This window comes from Sphingobacterium endophyticum (assembly GCF_009733535.1).
GTDB lineage: Bacteria > Bacteroidota > Bacteroidia > Sphingobacteriales > Sphingobacteriaceae > Sphingobacterium > Sphingobacterium endophyticum.
The window spans coordinates 275,160-298,983 of the sequence record NZ_SMMI01000004.1 but is presented as its reverse complement, the minus strand read 5'-3'; the positions used below and the strand labels follow the sequence as shown (position 1 = coordinate 298,983).

The following is a 23,824-nucleotide window of genomic DNA, read 5'->3' as shown; positions in this document are numbered from 1 at the left end:
TTATTTAGAAAATAAAGCCGCAGCCCCGATTATCGCAGCATGCTCTTGATATTTTCCAATCTGAATATCAAACCCTTTTAAAATTGATTTTTCAGGGAAAATTCTTTCCCATGCTTTGACTATGTTTCCTCCAATCACAAAGGATTTGCAATTGTATTTTTCACTGAAGAATTGCATGAAGTTCAACAAGTTTTCTTGATATTCAGCAAGTAGTTGAATGACATCCTCTGAATTACCATGTTTTTCAAGAATTTCCCTAAGGCCGGTTTCCTTCATTCCTGTTAGTTCTTCAAATCTGCGAACAAACCAACGGGTTACTAAATATTCCTCGAAAATTGATTCTTTATAGGCTGTATTCCACAGGTCTGCATCGAATGCTTTTTCACCTTGACTCCACACAGCACTGCCCAATCCCGTTCCAAGTGTAATACCTAAAATTCTATCCTTATGATCAAGGCCACACCCGAATACCTCTCCTTGTAAAAATGCAGCAGCATCATTGATATAAAGGATATTCAGTCCATCATTTCCTAATCCATTTAAAATAGGTCCAGTAACTTGAATGTTATAGATGCTATCATATTTAGACTGTCCCTTCATCAGGGCAATACCTTGCTCATAATCGAAAGGCCCTGGTGCTGCAATTCCGATGTTATTGATCTCTAAATCAGTCTTTTCTAAACAGGATTTCATATTATTTGTCCAATCAAGAAAAATCGATTTAGCATCTTCTAAAGAATTTACATGCGAACGAGTAATGGTTTCGTTGATAATTTTCCAAGAATCCTTCTCTACGATCGCTGATGTGATATGGGTTCCGCCAATATCACATGAGAGAATATAATTGCTATTCTGCATCCTTTAAATAGGCCTTATATTTTAGTAAATGGTCAGCAATTACCAAAGCTGACATGGCTTCAACTATAATTACTGCTCGAGGAACTACACAAGGATCATGACGACCTTTACCTGAAATGGTTGTTTCTTGTCCTTCTTCATTTAATGTGCTTTGATCACGCATAATTGTCGCAACTGGCTTAAATGCTGTACGGAAAGTAATATCCATGCCATTGGAGATGCCTCCTTGTATACCACCTGAAAAATTGGTTATTGTTTTTATTTGATCGTCTTGATTGACGAAAATATCATTATGTTCGGAGCCAAGCATTTTTGACCCCTCGAATCCTGAACCATACTCAAAACCGTGAACCGCATTTATACTCATCATCGCCTTGGCAAGATCAGCATGTAGTTTATCGAATACGGGTTCACCAAGTCCTACGGGGACTTTTCGAATTACAGTAGAAATTACACCTCCAACTGTATCCCCATTCTTTCTAACTTGATTGATAAAGTCTTCCATTTCAACAGCAGATGCAGGATCAGCACATCTAACGATATTGCTTTCTCTGGTTTGAAGTAGTCCTTGTAAGTCAGAATGGTCTAAATTCGGAGCATTGATTTGGCCAACAGCTGAAACATGAGCAAATATTTCGATTCCATATTGTTTCAGAAATAATTTTGCTACCGCTCCAGCAGCAACTCTCGCCGCAGTTTCCCTTGCTGAAGACCTTCCTCCACCACGATAATCGCGGATGCCATATTTCTTTTGATATGTGTAGTCGGCATGTGATGGTCTGAATTTATCTTGAATATGAGAATAGTCCTTAGAACGCTGATCTTCGTTGGGAATTACAATGGCAATAGGCGTACCTGTTGTTTTTCCTTCAAATGTTCCTGAAAGAATTTGTGCAGTATCACTTTCTTTTCTTTGAGTTGTTATTTTGGATTGACCTGGACGACGCTTATCCAATTCGGATTGAATGAACTCTTCGTCCACTTCAACCAATGCAGGGCACCCATCAACTATCACCCCTATAGCCTTTCCATGTGATTCTCCGAAAGTGCTAATCCTAAATAAATCTCCAAAAGTATTTCCTGCCATAATTTAATAATGCCCGTAAATATATAAAAATTGATATGAAATATGGTTAGCTAACCATATTATTTTTCTTCGATTTTGAAGCCCTGGTCCTCCAAATGTTGCCAAAACATAGGGTATGATTTTTCAACTACACTCGGTTCTTCAATCTTAACTTTCTTAAAAACCAATGCTAATGGCGCGAATGCCATCGCCATTCTATGGTCCTCATAAGTAGATATTGTAAGATCCCCTGGATCTGAAACTTGTTCCGTTTTTAAATGATAGGTTTCTCCATCAGCTATCAACTCTGCACCAAATTTTGAAATTTCAGTCTGTAAAGCAAAAATACGATCTGTTTCCTTAATTTTTAAAGTTTCTAATCCTGTGAATGAAACATCCTTTTTTAATACAGAGGCGATTACCACCACTGTTTGGGCCAAGTCTGGACACTCCTTGAAGTCAAAAAGTGATTTATTTGAATCTAAGCTTATCTTTCTTAAATGCAAACCATCGTTTTCGAAACTGGATGAAACACCAAAGTATGTCATTATCTCAACAATCTCCTTATCGCCTTGTAAACTGTTTTCTTTTAAACCAGGTAAAACAATATGACCATTTTTGGATAGGGCAACGATAGAATACCAATAAGACGCAGCGCTCCAATCTGGTTCAACGTATATTATTGAATCTTTGAAATCCTGCTTCGAAATATAGATACTGCTCTCTTCAAAATTATATTCTATTCCACATTCCTTAAGCATTTCTAAGGTCATGGTAACATAGGGCTTAGAAGTAAGTTCTCCTTGAATATTAATAGTCAGCCCTTTCTTTAAAGAAGAAGCTATCAAAAGGAGTGAGGAGATGTACTGGCTACTGATATTTCCTTGGATTGAAATTTTATCCTTTCCCTGAATCATACCGCCCTCAATCTTCAATGGGGGATAGCCTGTTTTATTTTCATAATGAATATCGGCACCTATATCCTTTAGAGCATCTACTAAAATGCCTATCGGTCTCTGTTGCATTCTTTCAGTCCCAGTAAGCATAAAATTTCCTTTTACAAGATTAAGAAATGAAGTTAAAAACCTCATAGCTGTTCCCGCTGGACCGATATTTATAGTTTTTAGGTCGCTGCCACCTGAAATGGCCAAATTCAATGCAGCCTGAAGTGTTACTGTATCCGCAGCTTCAGATAGATTTTCTACTTTGACCAAACCTTTACTCAGTGCTTGAATAATTAGAGCACGGTTGCTTTCTGATTTTGAACCAGTCAGCTGTACCGTGCCGTTAATTTCTTGCGAAGGGTGGGTTAAAACTAAGCTTTTCGCTATCATTCTTAAGCCTCCGCAATCGGTTTAGTGTTCATAACCTCGTTTTGCTTACGAATAGATTCATTATGCAATAACTCTAAGTATTTTGTTGTAAACTCTTCACTCAAGTTAAGAGCATTTGCCAATTGAATGCGTTTTTTTACTAAGTCATCCCAACGATTAATTTGAAGAATAGTCACGTTGTTATCTCTTTTTACCTCACCGATTTTCTCAGCTATCTTCATACGGTCAGCAATTTGTTTGATGATCTGATCATCCAATTTGTCAATTTGACCACGTAATTCAGCTAATTTATCTTCGAATACAGGATTGTTAGATTCTGGTTTACGAACCGATACGCTATCTAAAAGATCTGCTAACGCTGCAGGAGTAACTTGTTGTTTTGCATCAGTCCATGCAACTGAAGGGTCGATATGTGACTCAATGATCAAACCTTGCATGTCCATATCCATTGCCTTTTGAGTTACATATGGAATCAACTCACGATTACCACAAATGTGACTTGGATCGTTAATGATAGGTAATTCTGGAGCTATTCCTTTAAGTTGTATAGCAATATCCCACATAGGTTCATTACGGAAAGCGGTCTTTTCAAATGATGAGAATCCGCGATGGATAGCACCTATTTTCTTAATCCCAGCTCTGTTAACGCGCTCTAATGCACCTAACCACAAAGATAAATCCGGGTTTACTGGGTTCTTGATCAAAACAGGTACATCAACGCCTTGTAATGCATCTGCAATCTCTTGAACTGTGAATGGGTTTGCCGTAGAACGTGCACCAATCCATAAAATATCAATTCCCGCTGCTAAAGCCTCCTCAACATGTTTTGCAGTCGCTACTTCTGTTGCCGTCAATAATCCCGTTTCTTCTTTAGCTCTCTTCATCCATTCTAATCCGATGCTTCCGATACCTTCGAATTCTCCTGGACGGGTACGAGGTTTCCAAATTCCAGCACGCAAAACATTCACTTTTCCAGTGTTAGCTAATAAGTGTGCAGTAGATACCAATTGCTCCTCTGTTTCAGCACTACATGGTCCGGCAATGATTAATGGTTTATCTCCTGTGTCTAACCAAGATTTTAAAGGGAGAATGTCTAATGAATGTTTCATTGTATTTTAGTTTGATTATTTACTTAATTAATTATTTTGATTTAGATCTTTTCGTTTTTAATGTATTCACCCATGATGCTAAAGTTCACCGTGTGTTTTAATACCTTTCTTATAGCGGCATCATAATCTGCCTGCTTCTTCCATTCTACATCCACATAGAAATCATATTCATTCCTCCGACCAACTACAGGCATCGATTGAATTTTACTAAGGTTCACATTCTGCTCAGCAAAACATTGTAATACTGTTGCTAAGGCACCAATTGCATGTGACGTTTGAAATGATAATGAAGCTTTGTTAGCATTCTTTTGCTCTTCCAATTCATTGGATAATATCAAGAAACGTGTGGAGTTCTTTTTATTGGTCTCAATTCTTTTTTCTAAGATCTCCAACCCATAAAGTTTTGCTGCAGCTTCGCTAGCAATCGCCGCAGTGTTTGTTAATTTCTCATCTAATATTTTCTTAGCACAGGCTGCTGTATCCATTCCTTCTTTAATAATCCATTCAGGATGGTCACTTAAGAATTCATCACATTGTCTGATTGCTATTGGATGTGATTCCACAAAATGAATGTCTGACATCTTAACTCCCGGAAGGGCCAATAGATGCTGCTGAATATTTAAATGAACTTCGCCAATAATATGAAATCTATAATCTCTTAATAGATTGTAGTTAGGTAGAATACTACCAGCTATTGAATTTTCAATCGCCATCACCACAAAGTCTGCTTTCCCCTGTTTTAGTAAATCGCATGTTTTCTTGAATGAGGAACATTCAAGTGTTTCAATGTCTTTGCCGAAATACTTATAAGCTGCTTCTTCATGAAATGAAGCTTTTACTCCTTGGATGGCAATTTTTATCTTTTCGCTCATTTGTTTTTCTCTACTTTGTATTTAGTCAAAAAAAGGTCCCTAACTTCTCAGCAGGGACCTCTTTATTTCTTGTATAATCTATATACTAGTCCCAGCTCTTATCTCTAAAATAAAAGAACCAAAAGTTTGTATATGTATATTTTCTGTTCATCTCCCGATTAATTGTTGTCAAATATAAAACTTCTTTGTTTAAGTGCAAAATAATTTTAAAAATTTTATTAAAAAACTGTTTAAAAAAACTAAAAAATAATAAAAAATTCACATAAAAAAACGCTTAAAAACACATCAAAATTTACAAAAATTTAATGCTATTTTTTTATCTTATTTAGTTTAAATGTTTATTAAAAGCCTTTATTCAATGTTTTTTATAAATTTTATGTGATAAAAAAGAGTGATAAAAATTGTAAAAAATCGATTAAAAAATCACATGTTTTTTTGTAAAAATTCATTCATTTTATAATCAAAAATATTTACATATTAATAATGAAATTATAGATGATTACAATTAAAATTCTATAATTGGTAAGCCCGAGTAACTATTTTGCTGATTATAAAAGAATATATTTGTACAATTTCAATTGAAAAAACTTCATGCTCTATATTCTAATTTCAGTTCTCTGCTCTGTTACTGTAGCTATCATTATAAAACTGGCTAAGCTGAGAGGAATAAATTACTTACAGCTTTTGGTCTGGAATTATCCAATTGCGCTTTTAATGACTTATTTAGTCTTGAAACCCGAAATTGTATCCTGGACATCAGATCTCCCTTGGAACCTATATTTACCACTGGGATTTTTACTCCCCTTTATTTTTATCTGTATTGCCATGTCAATTCGTTATGGTGGAATTGTAAAAACGGAAGTTGCTCAACGCTTATCCCTTTTTATTCCCTTAATTGCTGCCTATCTATGGATGGATGAAAAAATGGAAAGCTCCAAATTCATTGGGATTGCTGTAGGCATATTAGCAATTGTATTCTCAATTGGATGGAACAAGAAAATCCAAAATGATAGTAAGAAATTTTGGTTCTTTCCCGTACTAGTATTCGTCGGAATGGGTATCATCGATATTATATTTAAACGAATTGCCCAACATCAGGAAGTGACTTATATGTCGTCCCTATGGATTGTCTTTATCATTGCCTTAGGTTTCGCTTTATTATTTCTATCCTACTTGCTTTTAATTCGAAAGGAACCTTTTGATAAAAAGGCATTGTTATATGGAGCCGTTTTAGGATTATTTAATTTTGGAAATATTGTGTTTTATATGAAAGCACATCGAGCTTTGCCAGAAAGTCCATCCCTTGTCTTTACAGGGATGAATATTGGAGTTATATCTGTAGGTGCATTGGCAGGAGTGCTTCTATTTAATGAGAAACTTAGTATTTATAATAAAATAGGGGTAATTTTGGCCATTATTTCAGTCTTATTAATAGCATTTCTGTGAGTTTATTTGAAGATACATATAGAGCAATTGACGAACCTTCTGAGGGAATTTTTAGAGATAAAGGAAGTAAATTTATAGCATATGCTTTTCCTTTTAAAGATGAAAATAAAATCAAGGAAATCATAGCAGAGTTGAAAGCATTGCACCCTAAAGCCAGGCATCACTGTTGGGCATACAGATTAACTCCCGATAGAACTATATTTCGAGTTAATGATGATGGAGAACCCTCCGGTACCGCCGGTCGTCCAATTTTAAATGTTTTATTATCCATGGATGTCACAAATGTTATGGTTGTTGTTGTCCGTTATTTCGGCGGAACATTACTGGGAGTGCCAGGCTTAATCAATGCCTATAAAACAGCAACGCAAGAAGCATTATCAAATGCTGAAATCGTTGAAAAAACAGTCAATGATGTATATGAAGTGCAATTTGACTACTTGCAAATGAACGATATCATGAAAATGGTAAAGGAGTTGGACCTCATTGTATTGGGTCAAGAATTTGATACGAATTGTAAAATTACACTTGAAATCCGTAAATTACGGGTAAATGAAGTGATCGGAAGACTGGATAAAATTGAAGGGGTAAAGATCAATTACTTACGAACCATATGATTAACGATTCTGAACTAATTATTAATTCCGATGGAAGCATTTACCATTTGAATTTATTGCCTACTGATATTGCTGATACCATCATTTTTGTTGGTGACCCTGACCGCGTTCCGGAAGTTTCTAAATATTTTGAAAATATTGAAATTAAAAAAGGTAGAAGGGAGTTTATTACACATACGGGAAATGTTAATGGAAAAAGAATTACCGTTATCTCAACTGGGATAGGAACTGACAATATAGATATTGTCCTGAATGAATTGGATGCACTCGTTAATGTTGATTTTGCAACCAAGACCTTAAAGCCTGAAATAAAATCTTTGGATATCATTAGGATTGGAACTTCGGGATCTATTCAAGGAAATATCTCCATGGGAACTGTGTTAGCATCGGAATATGCTATAGGATTTGATACCTTAATGCAATATTATAGAAAGCATTATACCCAACCCGAAATAGAATTACAAGATGCCGTAATCAAACATTTTGATAACCTTACTTTCAGACCTTATGTGGGAAAAGCTTCTCAAAAATTGTTGGACAAATTTGCTTTTGATCTACCAAAAGGAATAACCATGACCGCACCGGGATTTTACGGCCCACAAGGACGTAACGTAAGATCTCAAAATACTTACCCTGACCTCATCAAAAAAGCTAATAGTTTTCAAATTTCAGGAAGAAACCTGACCAATCTTGAAATGGAAACAGCAGGAATCTATGCTTTAAGTAATATGTTTGGACACCATGCAATTTCCATAAATGCAATTTTAGCAAGTCGAGTAAGTGAATCCTTCAGTAAAAATCCGCAGGAAATTGTTGATAATGCAATCAAACTTATTATAAGCAGGATTTAATACCTAAATTAAATTAACCCAACAGCTGTACCTTTTCTCGCTGAATCAAACCTTAAAAGAATAAACAATAATATCGTAAAAGACCATAACGATGATCCTCCATAGCTTATAAAGGGTAGGGGAATTCCAATTACTGGAACAATCCCAATGGTCATCCCGATGTTGATAAAGAAGTGAAAAAATAGGATGGAAGCTACTCCATATGCATAAATTCTCGCAAATGCCGTCCGCTGCCTTTCAGCAATATTGACTAAGCGAACCAATAATGCCACATAGATTGAAATCAACACAACAGAACCAACAAATCCCCATTCCTCACCAACTGTACAGAAAATGAAATCCGTACTTTGCTCAGGAACAAAATTATACTTCGTCTGCGTGCCTTGAAGATATCCTTTCCCAAACAACTGTCCTGATCCAATAGCAATCATAGATTGGTTAAGATTATAACCTTGGCCTTTCGGATCATCCATTTTACCTAAAATAATATCGATACGGTTTCTTTGGTGTGGTTGAAGAATTTGCTCATATGCAAAATCTACACATAGAATATAAACACTAGATACTACGAATAGGATCGCCATATTGATTAAATTCTTCCGCTTTTTTCGCATCATAAATGCAAAAAATCCACAGATTAATGCTAGACAACCAATTAATATCCACTGATTAATTAGTAAGGCCAATACAAATAATAGAATCGCAAGTCCTCCAATAATCAATAGCCCGGTACTAACATATCCCTCTCTATAAAAAACAAATACTAAAGAAAAGAAAGCTAAAGCAGAACCCGTATCAGGTTGCAACATTACTAATGCAACCGGGAATAAAACAATGCAAATCCCTATGAATAAAGTTTTCATATTGGGGTTCTTATTGGTTTGATTACTAAGGTAATATGCTAACAATAAACAGGTGGCGAGCTTCCCAAATTCTGAAGGTTGAAGCCTGAAACTCCCAAGCGGTATCCATGCCTGGTTACCTCCTACATTCCTACCAACTACCAAAACTGCAAGTAATAGTAATATAACAACGATGTAAATGATTGGTGCAGAAGATATAAAAAATCGGGAATCAATAATTAGAATACAAATCCCAATGATTAAGGCCGTGAATATATAAATAGACTGTTTGCCATAATTCGTGGCAAGATTAAACAACCCTGGGTTTTCAGGGTCATACACAGCAGCATGAATATTAAACCACCCAATAAGACATAGTGCCAACCATAGCCCAATTGTTAACCAATCAATTCTACCAAAAAAGCTTTTCTTTTGTAGGTTATTCATGGATTCTCCTCACTTGACTATGATGTACTAAAATTCCAGATTCATTCTGTTTCTTTGGATCTACCAAAGCAGTTCTTACCGGTTCAGCTTTCGGTTTATTGTTTTTAGTGCTGTCTTTTTTAATGGTTTCCTCTTTCTTCACTTTTGGTTTAGGCATCAAATTACCATTGTATATTCGATCCTGAATATACTTAGGCAATGAAATAGTATCCTTTAAGTATTTTTCAACCATCATACTCGCAATAGGGGCTGCCCAAGTACCACCGTAACCTGCATTTTCAACAAATACCGCAATTGCAATCTTGGGGTTGACCCGTGGAGCAAATGCAAAAAATACAGCATGGTTCTCTCCGTGAGGGTTTTGAACCGTCCCTGTCTTTCCACACATCTCTATACCTGCAATTTTTGAAGCTGCACCTGTTCCCCCTTGGTTCACTGCTTGGCTCATGCCTTCAATTACTGCCTCATAATATTTCGCATCCACACCGGCAGAAATCTTTTCCGTAAATTCTTCCTTAACAATTTGTTTCTCACCGATTCCTTTAATTAGGTGTGGTCTATAATAGAAACCCCGGTTGGCAACAATCGCCATAATGTTCGCCATTTGTAATGGCGTAATTCCTAATTCTCCTTGACCAATTGAAAGAGAGATATTAAATCCTGATCTCCAATTTCCACTTCCATAGCGTTTTGTGTAGAAATCTGAAGTAGGTACCAATCCTGGCTTTTCGCCCGGTAAATCAATTCCTAATTTATGGCCTAATCCAAACTTACCCAATGCTTCTTTCCAAAGATCATAAGCTTTGGGTCCACTCATACCTCTCGAATCAATCATCTTTGCATATACATATCCATAATACGTATTGCAGGACATTTTAATAGATTTTACAAGGCCTGTGGCACCATCAACATGCGTACAGCGCATTATCGCTCGGCCTCCTCCATATCGGTAACCGCCAGGACAGTAAAATACAGTTTGGTCATTAATCACACCTGCCTGTTGTGCAGTTAAAGCAGAAACTACTTTAAATACTGATCCCGGTGGGTATGATGCTTGAATAGGGCGAATAAACATTGGTTTAGTCTCATCATTCAACAGTTTCATGTAGTTGTTGCCCAACTCTCTTCCAACCATCATGTTCGGATTATAGGAAGGACTGCTGACGAAACTTAAAATCTCTCCCGTTGAAGGTTCTATCGCAACAACAGAGCCCAATTTATTCTTCATTAGCTTTTCAGCTAGAATCTGAAGATCCTTATCTAATGAGGAAACAAGGCCGTCACCTGTGACAGCTAATGTATCATACTTTCCTTCCATAAAGCTCCCTTGAGGACGATTCAAGGCATCTACCATTTGGTTTTCTACTCCACGTTTCCCTCGTAGAAGCTCCTCATATGCCCTTTCAACTCCCGATGCGCCAATGTAATCCCCAGGTCTATAAAAACCACTTGACTTTTCAATATCACGATCGTTTACTTCTTGAATATACCCTAAAAACTGCGCAGCAATACTATCAGGATAGCTTCTTACAGTACGGTTCAAAGGATAAAACCCTCTGAACTTATATAAATGCTCCTGAAATTTAGCATAGACAGTCGATGAAACCTGTTTCATGAATTGTGACGCTCTGTAAGGTGAATGAGCTTTTGCCTTTTTCATCCTTACATTGAAATCTAACGTATCAATGCCCAGTAAATCACATAATAGCAGAGTGTCCAAATCCTTAACTTCCCTCGGAGTAACCATGATATCATAAACAGGTTCATTTTGAACCAAGACCTTACCATTCCTGTCGAGAATAACTCCCCGTGCAGGATAGATAATTTTTTTGCGCATTACATTATTGTTGGCTGATAATAGATACTTGTCGTCAATGACCTGTATATAAAACAGCCTAGCAACAATCACTAGTGCAATAGCAATAAATATTCCTTGAATTACAAACTTACGGTTGAAATAACTATTGTTCATGAGAATAAGACCGTAATTATTAATTACTTAATAAGCGAGATTTTCTTTTATAAATAAGTATACTAATCAATATGATTAACAAGATAGTAAAAATACTGCTTAGTAAGATGCTTAGCAACGTGCTTAAATAGTTTGAGAAACTAAAATATTCAACGTGTAGGAGAACTAAATGATGAATTAAAGTTCCAATCGAAATATAGGACAAGTACCATTTTGACCCCATATTCCCTAAGGAAGGCGTCTCAAATGAATCTTGTACATCAACGTCTAACGTGATTCTATGGAAAAATATTCTATACCATGCCAATGCAACGCAGGCTGCAGCATGTACTCCAATGGAATCGTAAAATGCATCAACAGTCAATCCTGTTAAGAATGCCAAAACATATAGTAGGAAGTTGGGCGTTCCAATTGGTAATAAAAAAATAATTAGAATATAGGGAAATGGTGTCGCTAGATTGTAGTATCCAATATTTTTGAATAATACTACCTGCATAGCAATCAATATTACAAAACGTAGTACATTGAAAATTATTAACCTACCCATCATTGTCCTCCGTTACTGCTTCCAATTGATTTTTTTCATCCTCTAATAAATCCTTAACAACATAAACATGATTTAAGTTGCTAAAATTCGTCCTTAACTTAATCTTTACGTCCAAAAATGACCCCCCAGAACTGATGCCTGTTTCTTCAACCGAACCAATTTCAATCCCCTTTGGAAATAAAGAAAATCCTGAAGTATAAACTTTTTGACCCTTTTGAACTTTAATATGATTGGGGATATCCTTAACTATTGCAAATTGAGGATCCGTAGTATTTCCCCAAACTAATGAACCGAATACATTCGTTGTGTCTAAGGTTACTGAGATCCGCGTGTCGGGATGTAATAATGATTGAATGGTACTGAAATGAGGAGACACATTCAAAACTATACCGACAACCCCATTGGAGGTAATAACACCTAAACCCTTTTGAATACCAGCTAATGACCCTTTGTTAATAGTGATAAAGTTACTTTTTTGATGAATACTATTATTCACCACCTCTGCCATTGTAAACTGATAGCGGTTCATTTCTATCGAATCTACTATTCGGACTGAATCCAAAGTGTCTGTTAATAAATAATGTTGTAATTGCTTACGAAGCTCAGAGTTTTCTACAGCCAAATTCTTGTTTGTTTCCTCAAGTGCCAAGTAGCTTTTCCAGGAGTTCAGCTTGTCATAGAGAGAACCAACAACTACATTCGAAGAATTAATAAATGCGGATCGTTGATATCGGTTGTTTTGGACAACTAATAAAAGGGAAGCAACAAAAAAAAGAATAAACCAAAAAAAGGCATTATATCTAACCAAGAAAAGCCAAAGGTTCTTCATTATTGTTCTCTTTTAATAATTACGCGATATAACATTATTGGAATATTATATCGCGTAAACATAAATTCTTTAATTATTCTATTACTGCATTAAGAACTTGAATCGTCCAATGTTCTTAAGAGCAATACCTGTTCCTCTTACTACCGCGCGAAGTGGATCTTCAGCAACGTGCACAGGAAGCTTTGTTTTTGCTTGGATGCGTTTATCCAATCCTCGAAGAAGTGCACCACCCCCTGTTAGGTAGATCCCAGTTTGATAGATATCAGCAGAAAGCTCCGGTGGAGTAATCTCCAATGCTTTTAAGATTGCTTCTTCTATTTTAGAAATGGATTTGTCTAAACAATGGGCAATTTCTGTATAGGAAACAGTAATTTGTTTTGGAATACCAGTCATCAAATCACGACCTTGAACTGCAAAATCCTCTGGTGGATCAGTAAGCTCTGGTAAAGCAGCTCCAACTTCGATTTTAATCTTCTCCGCTGTACGGTCTCCGATCATAATGTTGTGCTGACGACGAATATACTGTACAATGTCTGAATCAAAGTTATCTCCTGCAACACGTATAGATTGATCACATACAATACCGGATAAAGCAATAACAGCAATTTCTGTAGTACCTCCGCCGATATCAATAATCATGTTGCCTACAGGCTCCTCAACATCAATACCTATACCCACTGCTGCTGCCATCGGTTCGTGAATTAAATAAACTTCTTTGGCACCTGCAATTTCTGCAGAATCCCGTACAGCTCGTTTCTCAACCTCAGTGATGCCTGAAGGGATACATACAACCATACGTAATGACGGAAAAAACCAACTCTTACCTTTGTTAATCAATTTAACCATTCCTCGGATTAAATGCTCTGCAGCTGTAAAATCTGCAATAACACCATCCCGTAATGGCCTTACTGTTTTTATGTTGTCGTGAGTTTTACCCTCCATTTGCATTGCTTGACGACCTATCGCTATCACCTTGTTGGTGGTGCGGTCAAATGCTACGATTGAGGGCTCATCTACTACTACTTTATCATTGTGAATGATTAGGGTGTTAGCTGTTCCCAAGTCTATTGCAACTTCTTGCGTAAACCAATTAAAAAGACCCATTTAGATGTGAAAGTATTTTTTGTAATTTAATTGCAAACCTAATGAAAAAAAATGGTTTTTTATGAAAGCATTATCTATAAAAAATCATCTTTTTATTATGAAAAAATTCAAATTTTTAAATATGTCAATGCAAACGAAAATATTCTAAAATTATTGTACCGATGTCCCAATATAATAGTTGAATGTGTCTGCTTTGAAATTCTCACTCGTCAATCCTTCCAATCGCATGACTTTAAAATTGTCAGTAGGTTTTATGAGCATCCTTTTTCCATCCTTATCAAATATATGAACCGGCATGTCAAACCCTTTAACTTCTGATATCCATCGTACCATAAATACACCTGGATCATTCTCGATAACCTCCAGGATAGGGATATTTACCGTCTTTACATACTGCTCGAAGGTTTTGGAGAGATTCATGCCTGACTCTCTGTTTATGTAACTAACAATATCGTCATAGTCAACAGTTTTATGATAGAATTCTTCATTCAGTCCTCTTAATATCTTCAACCATTTCTCATCATCATCAATAATCGTCCGAATCATATTCAGCATAACTCCACCCTTATTATACATGTCTCCCGAACCTTCTTTATTAACATGATATGGACCTTGCGTAGGAATGTCATTTTGAATCCCTCTCCGGTTCCCATTAACATACGCTTGGCTCGCTTCCTTTCCATAGAAAAAGTCAATAAATAAAGCTTCTGAATAATTCGTGAAACTTTCATGAATCCACATATCTCCCAAATCTTTCGACGTAATGTTGTTCCCAAACCATTCATGACCCGATTCATGCACAACAATAAAATCCCACTTTAAACCCCAGCCTGTCCTAGAACCATCCCTTCCTAAGTACCCGTTTTGATACTTATTTCCATAGGCAACCGCACTTTGATGCTCCATGCCCAAATGCGCTGTCTCAACTAATTTATAACCATCCTCATAAAAGGGATAGGGGCCAAACCAATGCTCGAAGGCCTTCAAAGTCTCATTTGCATTCTTCTTTAAATGATCTATTTTCTTCGCATTTTCCTTAAGAACATAATAATCAACACTTAATGGACCTTTCTCACCTTGATACGTTTCTTTAAAATGTGAATAGTCTCCAATGTTTAACGCTACATTATAGTTGTTGATAGGATTATTAACCTTCCAATGGTATTTTGTAAACCCATCCTTCAGTTTTTCGGTTTTAATAAGCCTCCCATTAGATACATTCATTACCTCATTCGGCACAGAAACAGATATTAACATACTCTCGACTTCGTCTGATTGGTGGTCTTTATTTGGCCACCATACGCTTGCTCCTAATCCTTGGCACGCTGTAGCAACCCATGGCTTTCCATTACTGTCTTTCTTCCAATCAAACCCTCCATCCCATGGAGCCCTCGTTGCTTGGATCGGATTGCCTGAATAGAAAACAGTAAATGAATCCACTTTCCCCTTTTCTATATAATGTGGAAAATCTACAAATACCGCATTATACTCCCTAGTAAATGGAATATCCTTGCCTCTATATTGAACCTTATCCACAGAAAGATTGTCAAATAAGTCGAATTGTAATTTATTGAACCTTTCAACTGCTTGGAATTTAAAGAGATTGCTTCCTGATATAAACTTATTGTCGATGTCAACTTTAACATCTAAATGATAGTATTGAATGTCATAGCATGTCCTTAGTGGAGTCAGTTCCCCCCGAAGCGAATCTGCCTTATTGTATATTTCTTTTGCTTTCATCAATTGTGCTTGACCCGTCATTGCGTTCGAACAAAATATCAGACCAAGCAAAACTGCTTTTGCATAATTCTTTTTTAATTTCATATTTAGGATTATTCTATTATTTCTTTTTGCTATTAAAATAGGATTCTATCTGATCTAAATTAAATGCATTCAAACATTTTTCCTTAGTCAATCCGCCTTTTCTTCCCACATAGACACCATATTCCATATCCAAGAAACCTTCTTTTCGATGAGCATCAGGATTTATTGAAAGCAAAACACCCTTTTCTAATGCATAGTGATGCCATCTCCAATCCAAATCTAGACGTAGTGGGTTCGCATTTATCTCGATTACAACTTGATTTGCTGAACATGCATCAATGACTTTTTTGAAATCCAATGGATATCCTGCTCTTGAAAGCAATAATCGACCCGTTGGGTGTCCAAGGATAGTCGTATATGGATTTTCAATAGCTCTTATAATTCTTTCAGTAGCCTTGGATTCATCCATTTTTAAATTGCTATGAATCGAAGCAACTACAAAATCAAATTTTGCTAATATCTCATCTGGGTAATCCAATGAACCATCGGATAGAATATCAGATTCTATTCCTTTAAATATTTTAAACGGTGATAACTGTTGGTTTAATTGATCAATTTCAGCCCATTGTTGCTCAAGCCTTTCAACCTGCAGGCCATTTGCATATACTGCCGTCTTGGAATGGTCGCAAACTCCTAAATACTCAAGACCTAAATCCTCTTTACAGTAATTCGCCATTTCTCTAAGCGAATGAACGCCATCACTATACGTCGTGTGATTATGTAAAGTGCCCTTTAAATCTGAATAGCTGATTAAAGTTGGAAGTTTGTCCTCTTTTGCCAGTTCAATTATGTTGCCAGATTCCCGCAACTCCGGCTCAATATATGCTAATCCTAATGATTTATAGATTTCTTCTTCAGAATTTAATGGATCTATGGTTCCAAGTTGTTCCAATTGCTCGATATGGGCCGCAGATCCTGTACTTATCAATAATTCCTTGGCATATAGCTCTGGGGAACATATAGTTATTTCAAAAGGAATTCCATTCTGGTCTTTAAAACTTATTTTTTGTGTCTCCGTATGAACATCAAATTCAAATTCCATAGCCTTAACTGCTTTTTGAACTTCCTTTGAATCAGCGGCAATTATTAAATCAACATGTTGTAGCACCTCAACTTTACGACGATAGTCGCCAGTAAAGCTAATAGGAGATAGGGGCAATTGTTTTTCTAAATGTTGAATAACTTCTAGTGAAGATGGCATAACTTTCGCAAATAAGTACCAACCTTGGTTGGCAATTGAAAATTCTATCGCCTTCTTAATATCCTCCTGAGTTTTTAAACCGAAACCTTTGGCTTCGATCAATCTATTCTCATTACACGCATAATAAAGTTCACCAACAGATTCAATTTGTAGCTCATTCCAGATTATCTGAATCTTTTTAGGACCGAGACCCTTTATCTTCAGCATTTCCAATATACCTTCTGGAGTTTTAGAAATTAACTTCTCCAATTCCGGGAATGTACCAGTGCTAATCACTTGAATAATCTTTTCCGCAGTACTTTTTCCTATGTTGGGTTGATCACTTAAAGTTTCCAAATCTGATTGACTTGCTGAAAATGGTAATTTGTCTATTCGGAAGGAAGCTGATGCCATAGCCTTAGTCCTAAATGGATTCTCATTATACAATTCCATTAATTGCGAACACAATTTAAAAACCTTAGCTATGTCTTTGTTTGTCATATTTTTTTCTTTCTGTTTGTTAAAATCAAATCTACGAAATTTGAAATTAGATTATGGAAATCCTTTTATCGCTGAATGAATTTTCAGGAATAGAATTTCTAATTTAGAAAAGGCATAAAAAAAGCCTCATCATTCGATAAGGCTTCATCTTTTATAGTTTGTTTTAATGTGTTGCTACTTCTTCTTTTTTTACAACCGGTTCAGATTCTGGACGATTGTACTTGTGGATGATTAAGCGAATACCTGAATTTTTCGTCAAGAACTTAATGGACCAGTTTACAAACGTTACCAACCTATTTCTAAATCCGAAAATCGAAACAAGGTGAACGAACATCCATGTCATCCATGCCAAAAATCCTTTCATATGTAAGCTGCCCATATCCACAACAGCCCTATTTCTACCTACAGTAGCCATAGAACCTTTATCGAAATATTTGAAATTTTCTGTTTCTTGGCTATTAAGTTGATTTAAAATATGCTTCGCAACATATTTTCCTTGTTGTTGTGCAACAGGCGCAACCCCTGGCAATCCCCTAGGATTTTCAGCCGTAATCATGGCCGAAACATCGCCAATCGCATATACATCTTTTTCTCCCTCAACCTGACATTGTTCGTTGATTCTGATGCGGTTGCCACGTTCAATAATATCTGAAGAAATTCCCTCAGGCATTTGACCCATCACACCTGCTCCCCAAATTACCGTTTTTGTAGGAATTTGCTCACCTGATGATAGAGTTACCGTATTACCATCGTAATCCGTTACAACTGTATTTAATATTGTCTTTACTCCTAATTCATCTAAATATCTCTCCGCATCTCGTGATGATTTTTCTGATAAGGCACCTAATATTTTCCCGGTTCCCTCAACTAAAAAAACCTTCATCTCATAAGTCGATAATTCAGGATAATCCTTTTTCAACATATGTTGTTGGTATTCAGCAATTGCGCCTGATAGTTCAACACCTGTTGGACCACCTCCTACAACAACAAAGTTTAAATATCGCTCTCGATCAGATGTATTCTTTCTTAAAACCGCCTCCTCAAGATTCTGCAATAAGTAACTCCGAATATTTAATGCTTCAATGATGTTTTTCATCGGAAGTGCATATTTCTCAACTTGCTTGTTCCCAAAAAAGTTTGACGTAGCTCCTGTAGCAACAACCAAATAATCGTAGTCATAGTCAGCAACCGACGTATGTACAATCTTATTCTTGCTGTCAATACGAAGTACTTCGGCCAACCTAAAACGGAAGTTGCTTTGATTTTTGAACATCTTTCGAAGTGGAAACGAAATAGAATCTGACGCTAAAGTTCCTGTCGCAACCTGATACATCAGGGGTTGGAAAGTGTGGTAGTTGTTACGGTCAATAAGTAAAACTTCTACCTCTTTGTTTTTCAATTGCCGCGCTAACTCAACACCACCGAACCCAGCTCCAATGATAATAACTCGGGGAAAGTTTCTTTCAGAACGATTTAACAACATAATAATTTCTTGTTATTAGAATTTTAAAATAAAGAACAAATATCTGACATTTTCCTGCATAATCCACTAATTAATTGCATTAATTTTAGTTTTTTAGCAATTTTGATGTTTGAACTTATTCTATCTTCTTAGTTTTCAATTACTTAATTAATCAATACTAAGTGTAGAAAGTACACTATTGATCGACTATTGTAAACTGCCTTTAATTTTTACCGTCAATCCATTATTCATTTCAGTCAACCGAAGTTGGCAGGCTAATCGGCTGTTATCATCCGAATCTGGTAAGGTGTCTAACATGTCAAGTTCTTGGTCGGCAGCTTCAGGTAAATTCTCCATTCCTGATAATACCTCTACATAACAGGTCGCACATAATGCCATACCCCCACAAGTCGCTAAAATGTTATATTCTGATGCTTTAAGTATTTCCATCAAACTTAGATTTACATCTGTAGGAACCATAACCTCTTGAATTGTCCCATCTCTGTCTTCTACATGAATTGTGATTGTATTCTCCATTTTTAAAACGCATTTATTCCATTTACAGTTGTATATTTAAAACTTAGCTTTTGTTCAGGATAAACATATTTAAATGCACTCTGAACCATAAGGGAAGCCTCATGATAACCACAAAGAATAAGCTTCAATTTGCCAGGATATGTATTAATGTCGCCTATGGCATAAATGCGTTCTACATTTGTCGAATAATCAAAGGTATCGACCTCTATGGCATTCTTGTCTATCGTTAATCCCCAATCGGCAATCGGTCCAAGTTTCGGACTTAAACCATACAATGGAATAAAATGATCTGTATGAATAACAACCTCCTCCTTACTTTTGTTTGTCATAAATACTGATTCTAAATGTCCATTCCCGTTGAGTTTCTGTAAGTTATGTGATAATAATAAGTTAATCTTACCTTGCTGAGCTAAATTAAAAACCTTCTCTGCTGAATCTGGTGCTCCTCGAAAACTATCACTTCGATGAACTAATGTCACCTCCTTAGCGATATCACTTAAAAAAATCGTCCAATCTAATGCAGAATCTCCTCCTCCAGCTATAACAATCCGTTCATCCCGAAATCTTTCCGGGTCTTTAACCATATAGTGAACATTTTTACCTTCATATGTTGTCAGATTTTCTAGTTCCGGTTTTCTAGGTTCAAAACAACCTAATCCTCCTGCTATAACAACAACTTGGCAATGGATCTCACTGCCTTCCGAACCTAAAACTACATATGAACCATCATCCTGCCTATTCAATGTGTCAACCCGCTCTCCTAAACTAAATGTTGGTTGGAATGGCGCAATCTGTTTCATCTGATTGTTAATAAGCTCTTGTGCTGTAATACTCGGGTAGCCAGGGATGTCATATATCGGCTTGTGAGGATATATTTCTGAAAGCTGCCCGCCAACTTGTGGCAAGGCATCTATTAAGTGACAACGCATTTTTAATAATCCTGCCTCAAATACAGCAAATAAACCAACCGGTCCAGCTCCTATAATGCAAATATCTGTTGTTATCATATCTTTTTTTTGTCTAGATTATTGTAAATTGTGTTTAATATTCTGCTGAAATGCTCAAAATCTTCATCAGTCAGGTTCTCCCAAGCTTGCATCCTGAATTCCTTAACTAACGGAGCAAGATTTTTTGCCTGGTCCTTACCCACTTCCGTTAATTGAATATGTAGGCTCCTTCGATCTGTTGGATGTTCTACGCGTTGTACTGAGCCTTTCTTTATTAATAGGTCTATAATTCGGGTCATGGTAGGTTGGTCCTTACCACATAAATCTGCTAAATCCTTATGCGTTAAATCCTCATGCTCGTACAATGTCTTGATAACTGACCATTGATCTACCGTGAGATCAATCCCATTCTCCACAAAAGCTGATTGAGCAAATTGTTTAACCCGACGTGCCGTACGATCTAAAACAAAGGAATACTGATTGAATTTTTCTTTTAGCATAACAACTATTAGTATGACAAGTAAATCTAGTGATTTTTCTTTTATAAAATGAATTCCTTATACAATTTTACATGAACTAGACTTTCTTTTAATTTACCCTTCTTTTTAAGTAAATTCTTAGTTAATTAACATTTAATACCCAAGGTTAATATTCTATTATATTTAGATAACATTGACGAATAGAAACGTCTTACTCCAACCTAATTTTATAAAAAACAATTTATACCTATGAAAGCCTTAATCTGTTCAGAACCTGGATACTTAATTTACGATGAATTTGAACTGCCTGAACAAAAACCAGGTTATACGCTATTAAAAGTCAAATGTATAGGAGTATGTGGAACAGATATACATGCTTTTGAAGGAACTCAACCCTATTTTTCTTATCCAAGAGTTCTAGGACACGAAATAGCAGGTGAAATAGTTGAAACAAGTCATAATGAATTTAAAAAAGGTGACTTTGTAACCATTATTCCCTATTTCAATTGTGGAGAGTGCCAAGCATGTAAATCATCAAAAGGAAACTGCTGTGTTTCTTTGGAGGTTTTTGGAGTCCATACTGATGGTGGAATGAGAGAATACATTGCTGTTCCAAATAGTTGTTTGATTGCTGCTGAAGGGTTGAAACTGTCAGAAATGGCAATGATAGAACCCTATTCAATTGCTAAACATGGTATTAAAAGAGCTGCCTTGAAAAATGGTGAATGTGCTGTTATTGTTGGCGCGGGTCCTATTGGTATTGCTGCTGCTACTTTTGCCAATCTAACTGGTGCAAAAGTTTTAGTATTAGATGTCAACAAGGAGAGATTAGATGTATGTAAATCAATTTTGCCAACTGTTGAAACCTGGACGGCAAATGAGGGAGATATTCTTGAAAAAGTATCTGAATTTACTGCTGGAATTATGGCTAATGTCTTAATTGATGCCAGTGGAAATCTAAATGCAATTAATTCAAGCTTTAAATTCTTAGCACATGCAGGTAGATATCTGTTAATCGGACTACAATCTGGAAATATTTCTTTTAGCCACCCTGAATTTCATAAAAGAGAAGCTACTTTGTTAAGTAGCAGAAATGCTTCAAAATATGATTTTGAAGAAGTGATTGCACATATACGAAATCGGGAAATTGATGTGAATAAAATTATAACCCACAGGATTCCATTTTTAGAACTTGGGGATAGATTTCCGGAATTATTAAATCTGGAAAATAAAGTTTTAAAAGCCGTGGTGGAATTTTAATCTAACCTATATAAAATCTTAAGATCTAATTATGAAGTACAGAAATCAAATTTTTAATCGGAATTCTCTCTTATTGGCAGGATTTGCTTTTTTAACATTCACCAATCCAATTAAGGCACAAGTTAAGGACCGTGAGATTCCGAAAGAATGGGATAACCTCGTAGATGGGGGAAGGTTTAGAGATTTATTTCTCCCAATGCATAAAGGAAAGATAGTCAAAAAACCAAATTGGGGAGCAGATGCTGTAATGAATCGTTATGTAGATAATGGAATTGAAGACCAAAAAAATTCCTATTGGGGAGGCAATATCAAGTATGCCAATGGTCAATACCATCTCTTTGTTTGTGGTTGGCCCGAATCTTCAGAAAAGGGGCATATGGCATGGCCAGGATCAACAGTATACCATACAACCAGCAAAAGAATTAACGGACCTTACAAAATTGTAGATACCATTGGAAAAGGGCACAATCCTGAAATATTTCAAGCAAAAGATGGGTCTTATGTTATATATGTCATCGATGGTTCGTACCGATCAAAAACATTGAATGGTCCATGGACCTATCAAAAATTATCATTTGACAATAGAGATCGACCGATAATTGAAGGTCTCTCTAATTTAACTTTTGCAAAAAGAGAGGATGGATCTCAGCTTATGATTTGTAGAGGAGGTGGGGTTTGGTTTAGTGAAAACGGTGTCAGTCCTTATATGCAAGTGTCAAATCAAAGAGTTTACCCACCAGTAGAAGGCGAATTTGAAGATCCAGTGGTTTGGAAAGACCATATTCAATATCATTTAATCGTCAATGATTGGTTGGGAAGAATTGCTTTTTATCAGCGTAGTCCTGATGGTATTAATTGGGTCACTGATCCAGGTCAAGCTTATACAATTGGTATTGCAAAACACAAGGATGGAAACAAAGAAGAATGGTACAAATATGAACGTATTAAAATCTTTCAGGATGAATATGGAAGAGCAATATCATCAAATTTTGCAGTTATAGATACCATTAAATGGGAAGATAAGGCTAATGATAAATATAGTTCTAAAAATATAATTATTCCATTGACCAAACCTGTCTTATTGGAATTCCTAAATCCAAAACTTCCTAAAGCTGATGAGGAAATTAAAGTTTTAGTAAAAGCTGAAAAAGGATTTGATCCGAATAAAGATCTTGATTTAAAATCTTTACGGTTTGGCTCCAATGAAACCGTTAACTATGGCGGTGGAAGTCAAGTTCTAAGGACAGAAAAGGCTAAAGACGGTTTAATTTTAATCTTCTCAAAACAAGATCACAAATTAAATCAAGATGAATTCGCTCCTAAGTTATTAGGAAAAAGAAAGGATGGTAAGCTTTTATTTGGATATACTCGTGTCCCTTGGGCAAAATATGAAAAAGGAATTCTAAGTGCTAGAAAACCAGTGTTTCTCGTAGAATCTGGAAAGTCAGTTGTGAAGATGGAAGTTCAAAATTTTGGAGTAAAACCAAGTTCTAATGCAAAAATCAAATTGTATCAAATCGTCAATGGCGAAACAAAAATACTTGCTGAACATGCTTTAAATCAAATTAAACCCTATGAAAAAGAACTGGTATCAATCAATTTAAAGGAGTTCGTCCCTTCTGATGAATATAGTATCATTATTGATGAGGAAGGATCTAAACTTAATGAATGGAAATTTAAAATGAAAGATTAATTCAAATCGCTGGACCCTCCTTAAAAAATAAAAAAATTGTTTTTTAAGGA

General features: G+C 36.0%; 21 protein-coding genes. 5 read left to right on the top strand and 16 right to left on the bottom strand.

Annotation, left to right across the window (positions count from 1 at the left end; translation table 11 throughout):
- From E0Y80_RS07100 to E0Y80_RS07080, 5 genes are read right to left on the bottom strand one after another with little or no spacing between them, the layout of a single operon-like run.
- The gene (locus tag E0Y80_RS07100; RefSeq protein ID WP_156306964.1) at positions 1-858 is read right to left on the bottom strand and encodes an ROK family protein; all 858 of its coding nucleotides are present in this window, start codon (positions 856-858) and stop codon (positions 1-3) included.
- Positions 848-1,945, bottom strand: a complete 1,098-nt coding sequence (gene aroC / locus E0Y80_RS07095; protein ID WP_156306963.1) for a chorismate synthase — start codon at positions 1,943-1,945, stop codon at positions 848-850. The genes E0Y80_RS07100 and aroC overlap by 11 nt, the downstream gene beginning before the upstream one ends.
- A 59-nt stretch (positions 1,946-2,004) precedes the next feature.
- Entirely contained in the window at positions 2,005-3,258 is a 1,254-nt protein-coding gene (gene aroA / locus E0Y80_RS07090; protein WP_156306962.1) for a 3-phosphoshikimate 1-carboxyvinyltransferase, read from the bottom strand.
- A gap of 2 nt (positions 3,259-3,260) precedes the next feature.
- On the bottom strand, positions 3,261-4,367 hold the full coding sequence (locus E0Y80_RS07085) for a chorismate mutase (RefSeq protein WP_156306961.1): 1,107 nt from the start codon (positions 4,365-4,367) through the stop codon (positions 3,261-3,263).
- Between the two features lie 41 nt (positions 4,368-4,408).
- Positions 4,409-5,239 (bottom strand): prephenate dehydratase, encoded by an 831-nt coding sequence (locus tag E0Y80_RS07080; RefSeq protein ID WP_156306960.1) that lies wholly within the window; start codon positions 5,237-5,239, stop codon positions 4,409-4,411.
- Between the two features lie 591 nt (positions 5,240-5,830).
- Between E0Y80_RS07080 and E0Y80_RS07075 the strand changes: the two genes are divergently transcribed.
- From E0Y80_RS07075 to E0Y80_RS07065, 3 genes are read left to right on the top strand one after another with little or no spacing between them, the layout of a single operon-like run.
- Complete coding sequence (locus E0Y80_RS07075; protein ID WP_156306959.1) at positions 5,831-6,685, top strand: EamA family transporter; 855 nt, start codon at positions 5,831-5,833, stop codon at positions 6,683-6,685.
- Positions 6,682-7,299, top strand: a complete 618-nt coding sequence (locus E0Y80_RS07070) for an IMPACT family protein (RefSeq protein ID WP_156306958.1) — start codon at positions 6,682-6,684, stop codon at positions 7,297-7,299. The genes E0Y80_RS07075 and E0Y80_RS07070 overlap by 4 nt, the downstream gene beginning before the upstream one ends.
- Positions 7,296-8,150 (top strand): nucleoside phosphorylase, encoded by an 855-nt coding sequence (locus tag E0Y80_RS07065; RefSeq protein WP_156306957.1) that lies wholly within the window; start codon positions 7,296-7,298, stop codon positions 8,148-8,150. The genes E0Y80_RS07070 and E0Y80_RS07065 overlap by 4 nt, the downstream gene beginning before the upstream one ends.
- 8 nt (positions 8,151-8,158) lie before the next feature.
- Here E0Y80_RS07065 and rodA read toward each other — a convergent pair whose 3' ends face one another.
- The 11 genes from rodA to E0Y80_RS07010 all read right to left on the bottom strand — a co-directional run bounded on the left by rodA (position 8,159) and on the right by E0Y80_RS07010 (position 20,842).
- A complete protein-coding gene (rodA, locus tag E0Y80_RS07060; protein WP_156306956.1) occupies positions 8,159-9,439 on the bottom strand; it encodes a rod shape-determining protein RodA in 1,281 nt (426 codons plus the stop codon).
- Positions 9,432-11,411 (bottom strand): penicillin-binding protein 2, encoded by a 1,980-nt coding sequence (gene mrdA, locus E0Y80_RS07055; protein WP_156306955.1) that lies wholly within the window; start codon positions 11,409-11,411, stop codon positions 9,432-9,434. Before mrdA ends, rodA begins: the two co-directional genes overlap by 8 nt.
- A 19-nt stretch (positions 11,412-11,430) precedes the next feature.
- Positions 11,431-11,907: a rod shape-determining protein MreD gene (locus tag E0Y80_RS07050; protein ID WP_231595985.1), complete on the bottom strand. Its 477-nt coding sequence runs from the start codon at positions 11,905-11,907 to the stop codon at positions 11,431-11,433.
- A gap of 43 nt (positions 11,908-11,950) precedes the next feature.
- The gene (gene mreC, locus E0Y80_RS07045) at positions 11,951-12,787 is read right to left on the bottom strand and encodes a rod shape-determining protein MreC (protein ID WP_156306954.1); all 837 of its coding nucleotides are present in this window, start codon (positions 12,785-12,787) and stop codon (positions 11,951-11,953) included.
- Positions 12,788-12,868: 81 nt separating this feature from the next.
- Positions 12,869-13,891 (bottom strand): rod shape-determining protein, encoded by a 1,023-nt coding sequence (locus E0Y80_RS07040; RefSeq protein WP_093098220.1) that lies wholly within the window; start codon positions 13,889-13,891, stop codon positions 12,869-12,871.
- A 150-nt stretch (positions 13,892-14,041) separates the two neighbouring features.
- Entirely contained in the window at positions 14,042-15,715 is a 1,674-nt protein-coding gene (locus E0Y80_RS07035) for a M1 family metallopeptidase (RefSeq protein WP_156306953.1), read from the bottom strand.
- 16 nt (positions 15,716-15,731) lie between these two features.
- On the bottom strand, positions 15,732-17,396 hold the full coding sequence (locus E0Y80_RS07030; RefSeq protein WP_156306952.1) for a DNA polymerase/3'-5' exonuclease PolX: 1,665 nt from the start codon (positions 17,394-17,396) through the stop codon (positions 15,732-15,734).
- A 163-nt stretch (positions 17,397-17,559) separates the two neighbouring features.
- Entirely contained in the window at positions 17,560-18,879 is a 1,320-nt protein-coding gene (locus tag E0Y80_RS07025; RefSeq protein ID WP_156306951.1) for an NAD(P)/FAD-dependent oxidoreductase, read from the bottom strand.
- A 186-nt stretch (positions 18,880-19,065) separates the two neighbouring features.
- Positions 19,066-19,395, bottom strand: coding sequence for a 2Fe-2S iron-sulfur cluster-binding protein (locus tag E0Y80_RS07020; RefSeq protein WP_156306950.1), 330 nt, complete (start codon positions 19,393-19,395; stop codon positions 19,066-19,068).
- 2 nt (positions 19,396-19,397) lie between these two features.
- Positions 19,398-20,402 carry an NAD(P)/FAD-dependent oxidoreductase gene (locus E0Y80_RS07015; RefSeq protein ID WP_156306949.1) on the bottom strand — a complete coding sequence of 335 codons (1,005 nt, stop codon included), beginning with the start codon at positions 20,400-20,402 and terminating at the stop codon, positions 19,398-19,400.
- Positions 20,399-20,842: a MarR family winged helix-turn-helix transcriptional regulator gene (locus E0Y80_RS07010; RefSeq protein ID WP_231595984.1), complete on the bottom strand. Its 444-nt coding sequence runs from the start codon at positions 20,840-20,842 to the stop codon at positions 20,399-20,401. The genes E0Y80_RS07015 and E0Y80_RS07010 overlap by 4 nt, the downstream gene beginning before the upstream one ends.
- Positions 20,843-21,070: 228 nt before the next feature.
- Here E0Y80_RS07010 and E0Y80_RS07005 point away from each other — a divergent pair, with 228 nt between their 5' ends.
- The gene (locus E0Y80_RS07005; RefSeq protein ID WP_156306948.1) at positions 21,071-22,081 is read left to right on the top strand and encodes a zinc-binding alcohol dehydrogenase family protein; all 1,011 of its coding nucleotides are present in this window, start codon (positions 21,071-21,073) and stop codon (positions 22,079-22,081) included.
- 31 nt (positions 22,082-22,112) lie between these two features.
- The gene (locus E0Y80_RS07000) at positions 22,113-23,774 is read left to right on the top strand and encodes a glycoside hydrolase family protein (RefSeq protein ID WP_156306947.1); all 1,662 of its coding nucleotides are present in this window, start codon (positions 22,113-22,115) and stop codon (positions 23,772-23,774) included.
- The last annotated feature ends 50 nt before the right edge of the window (positions 23,775-23,824 follow it).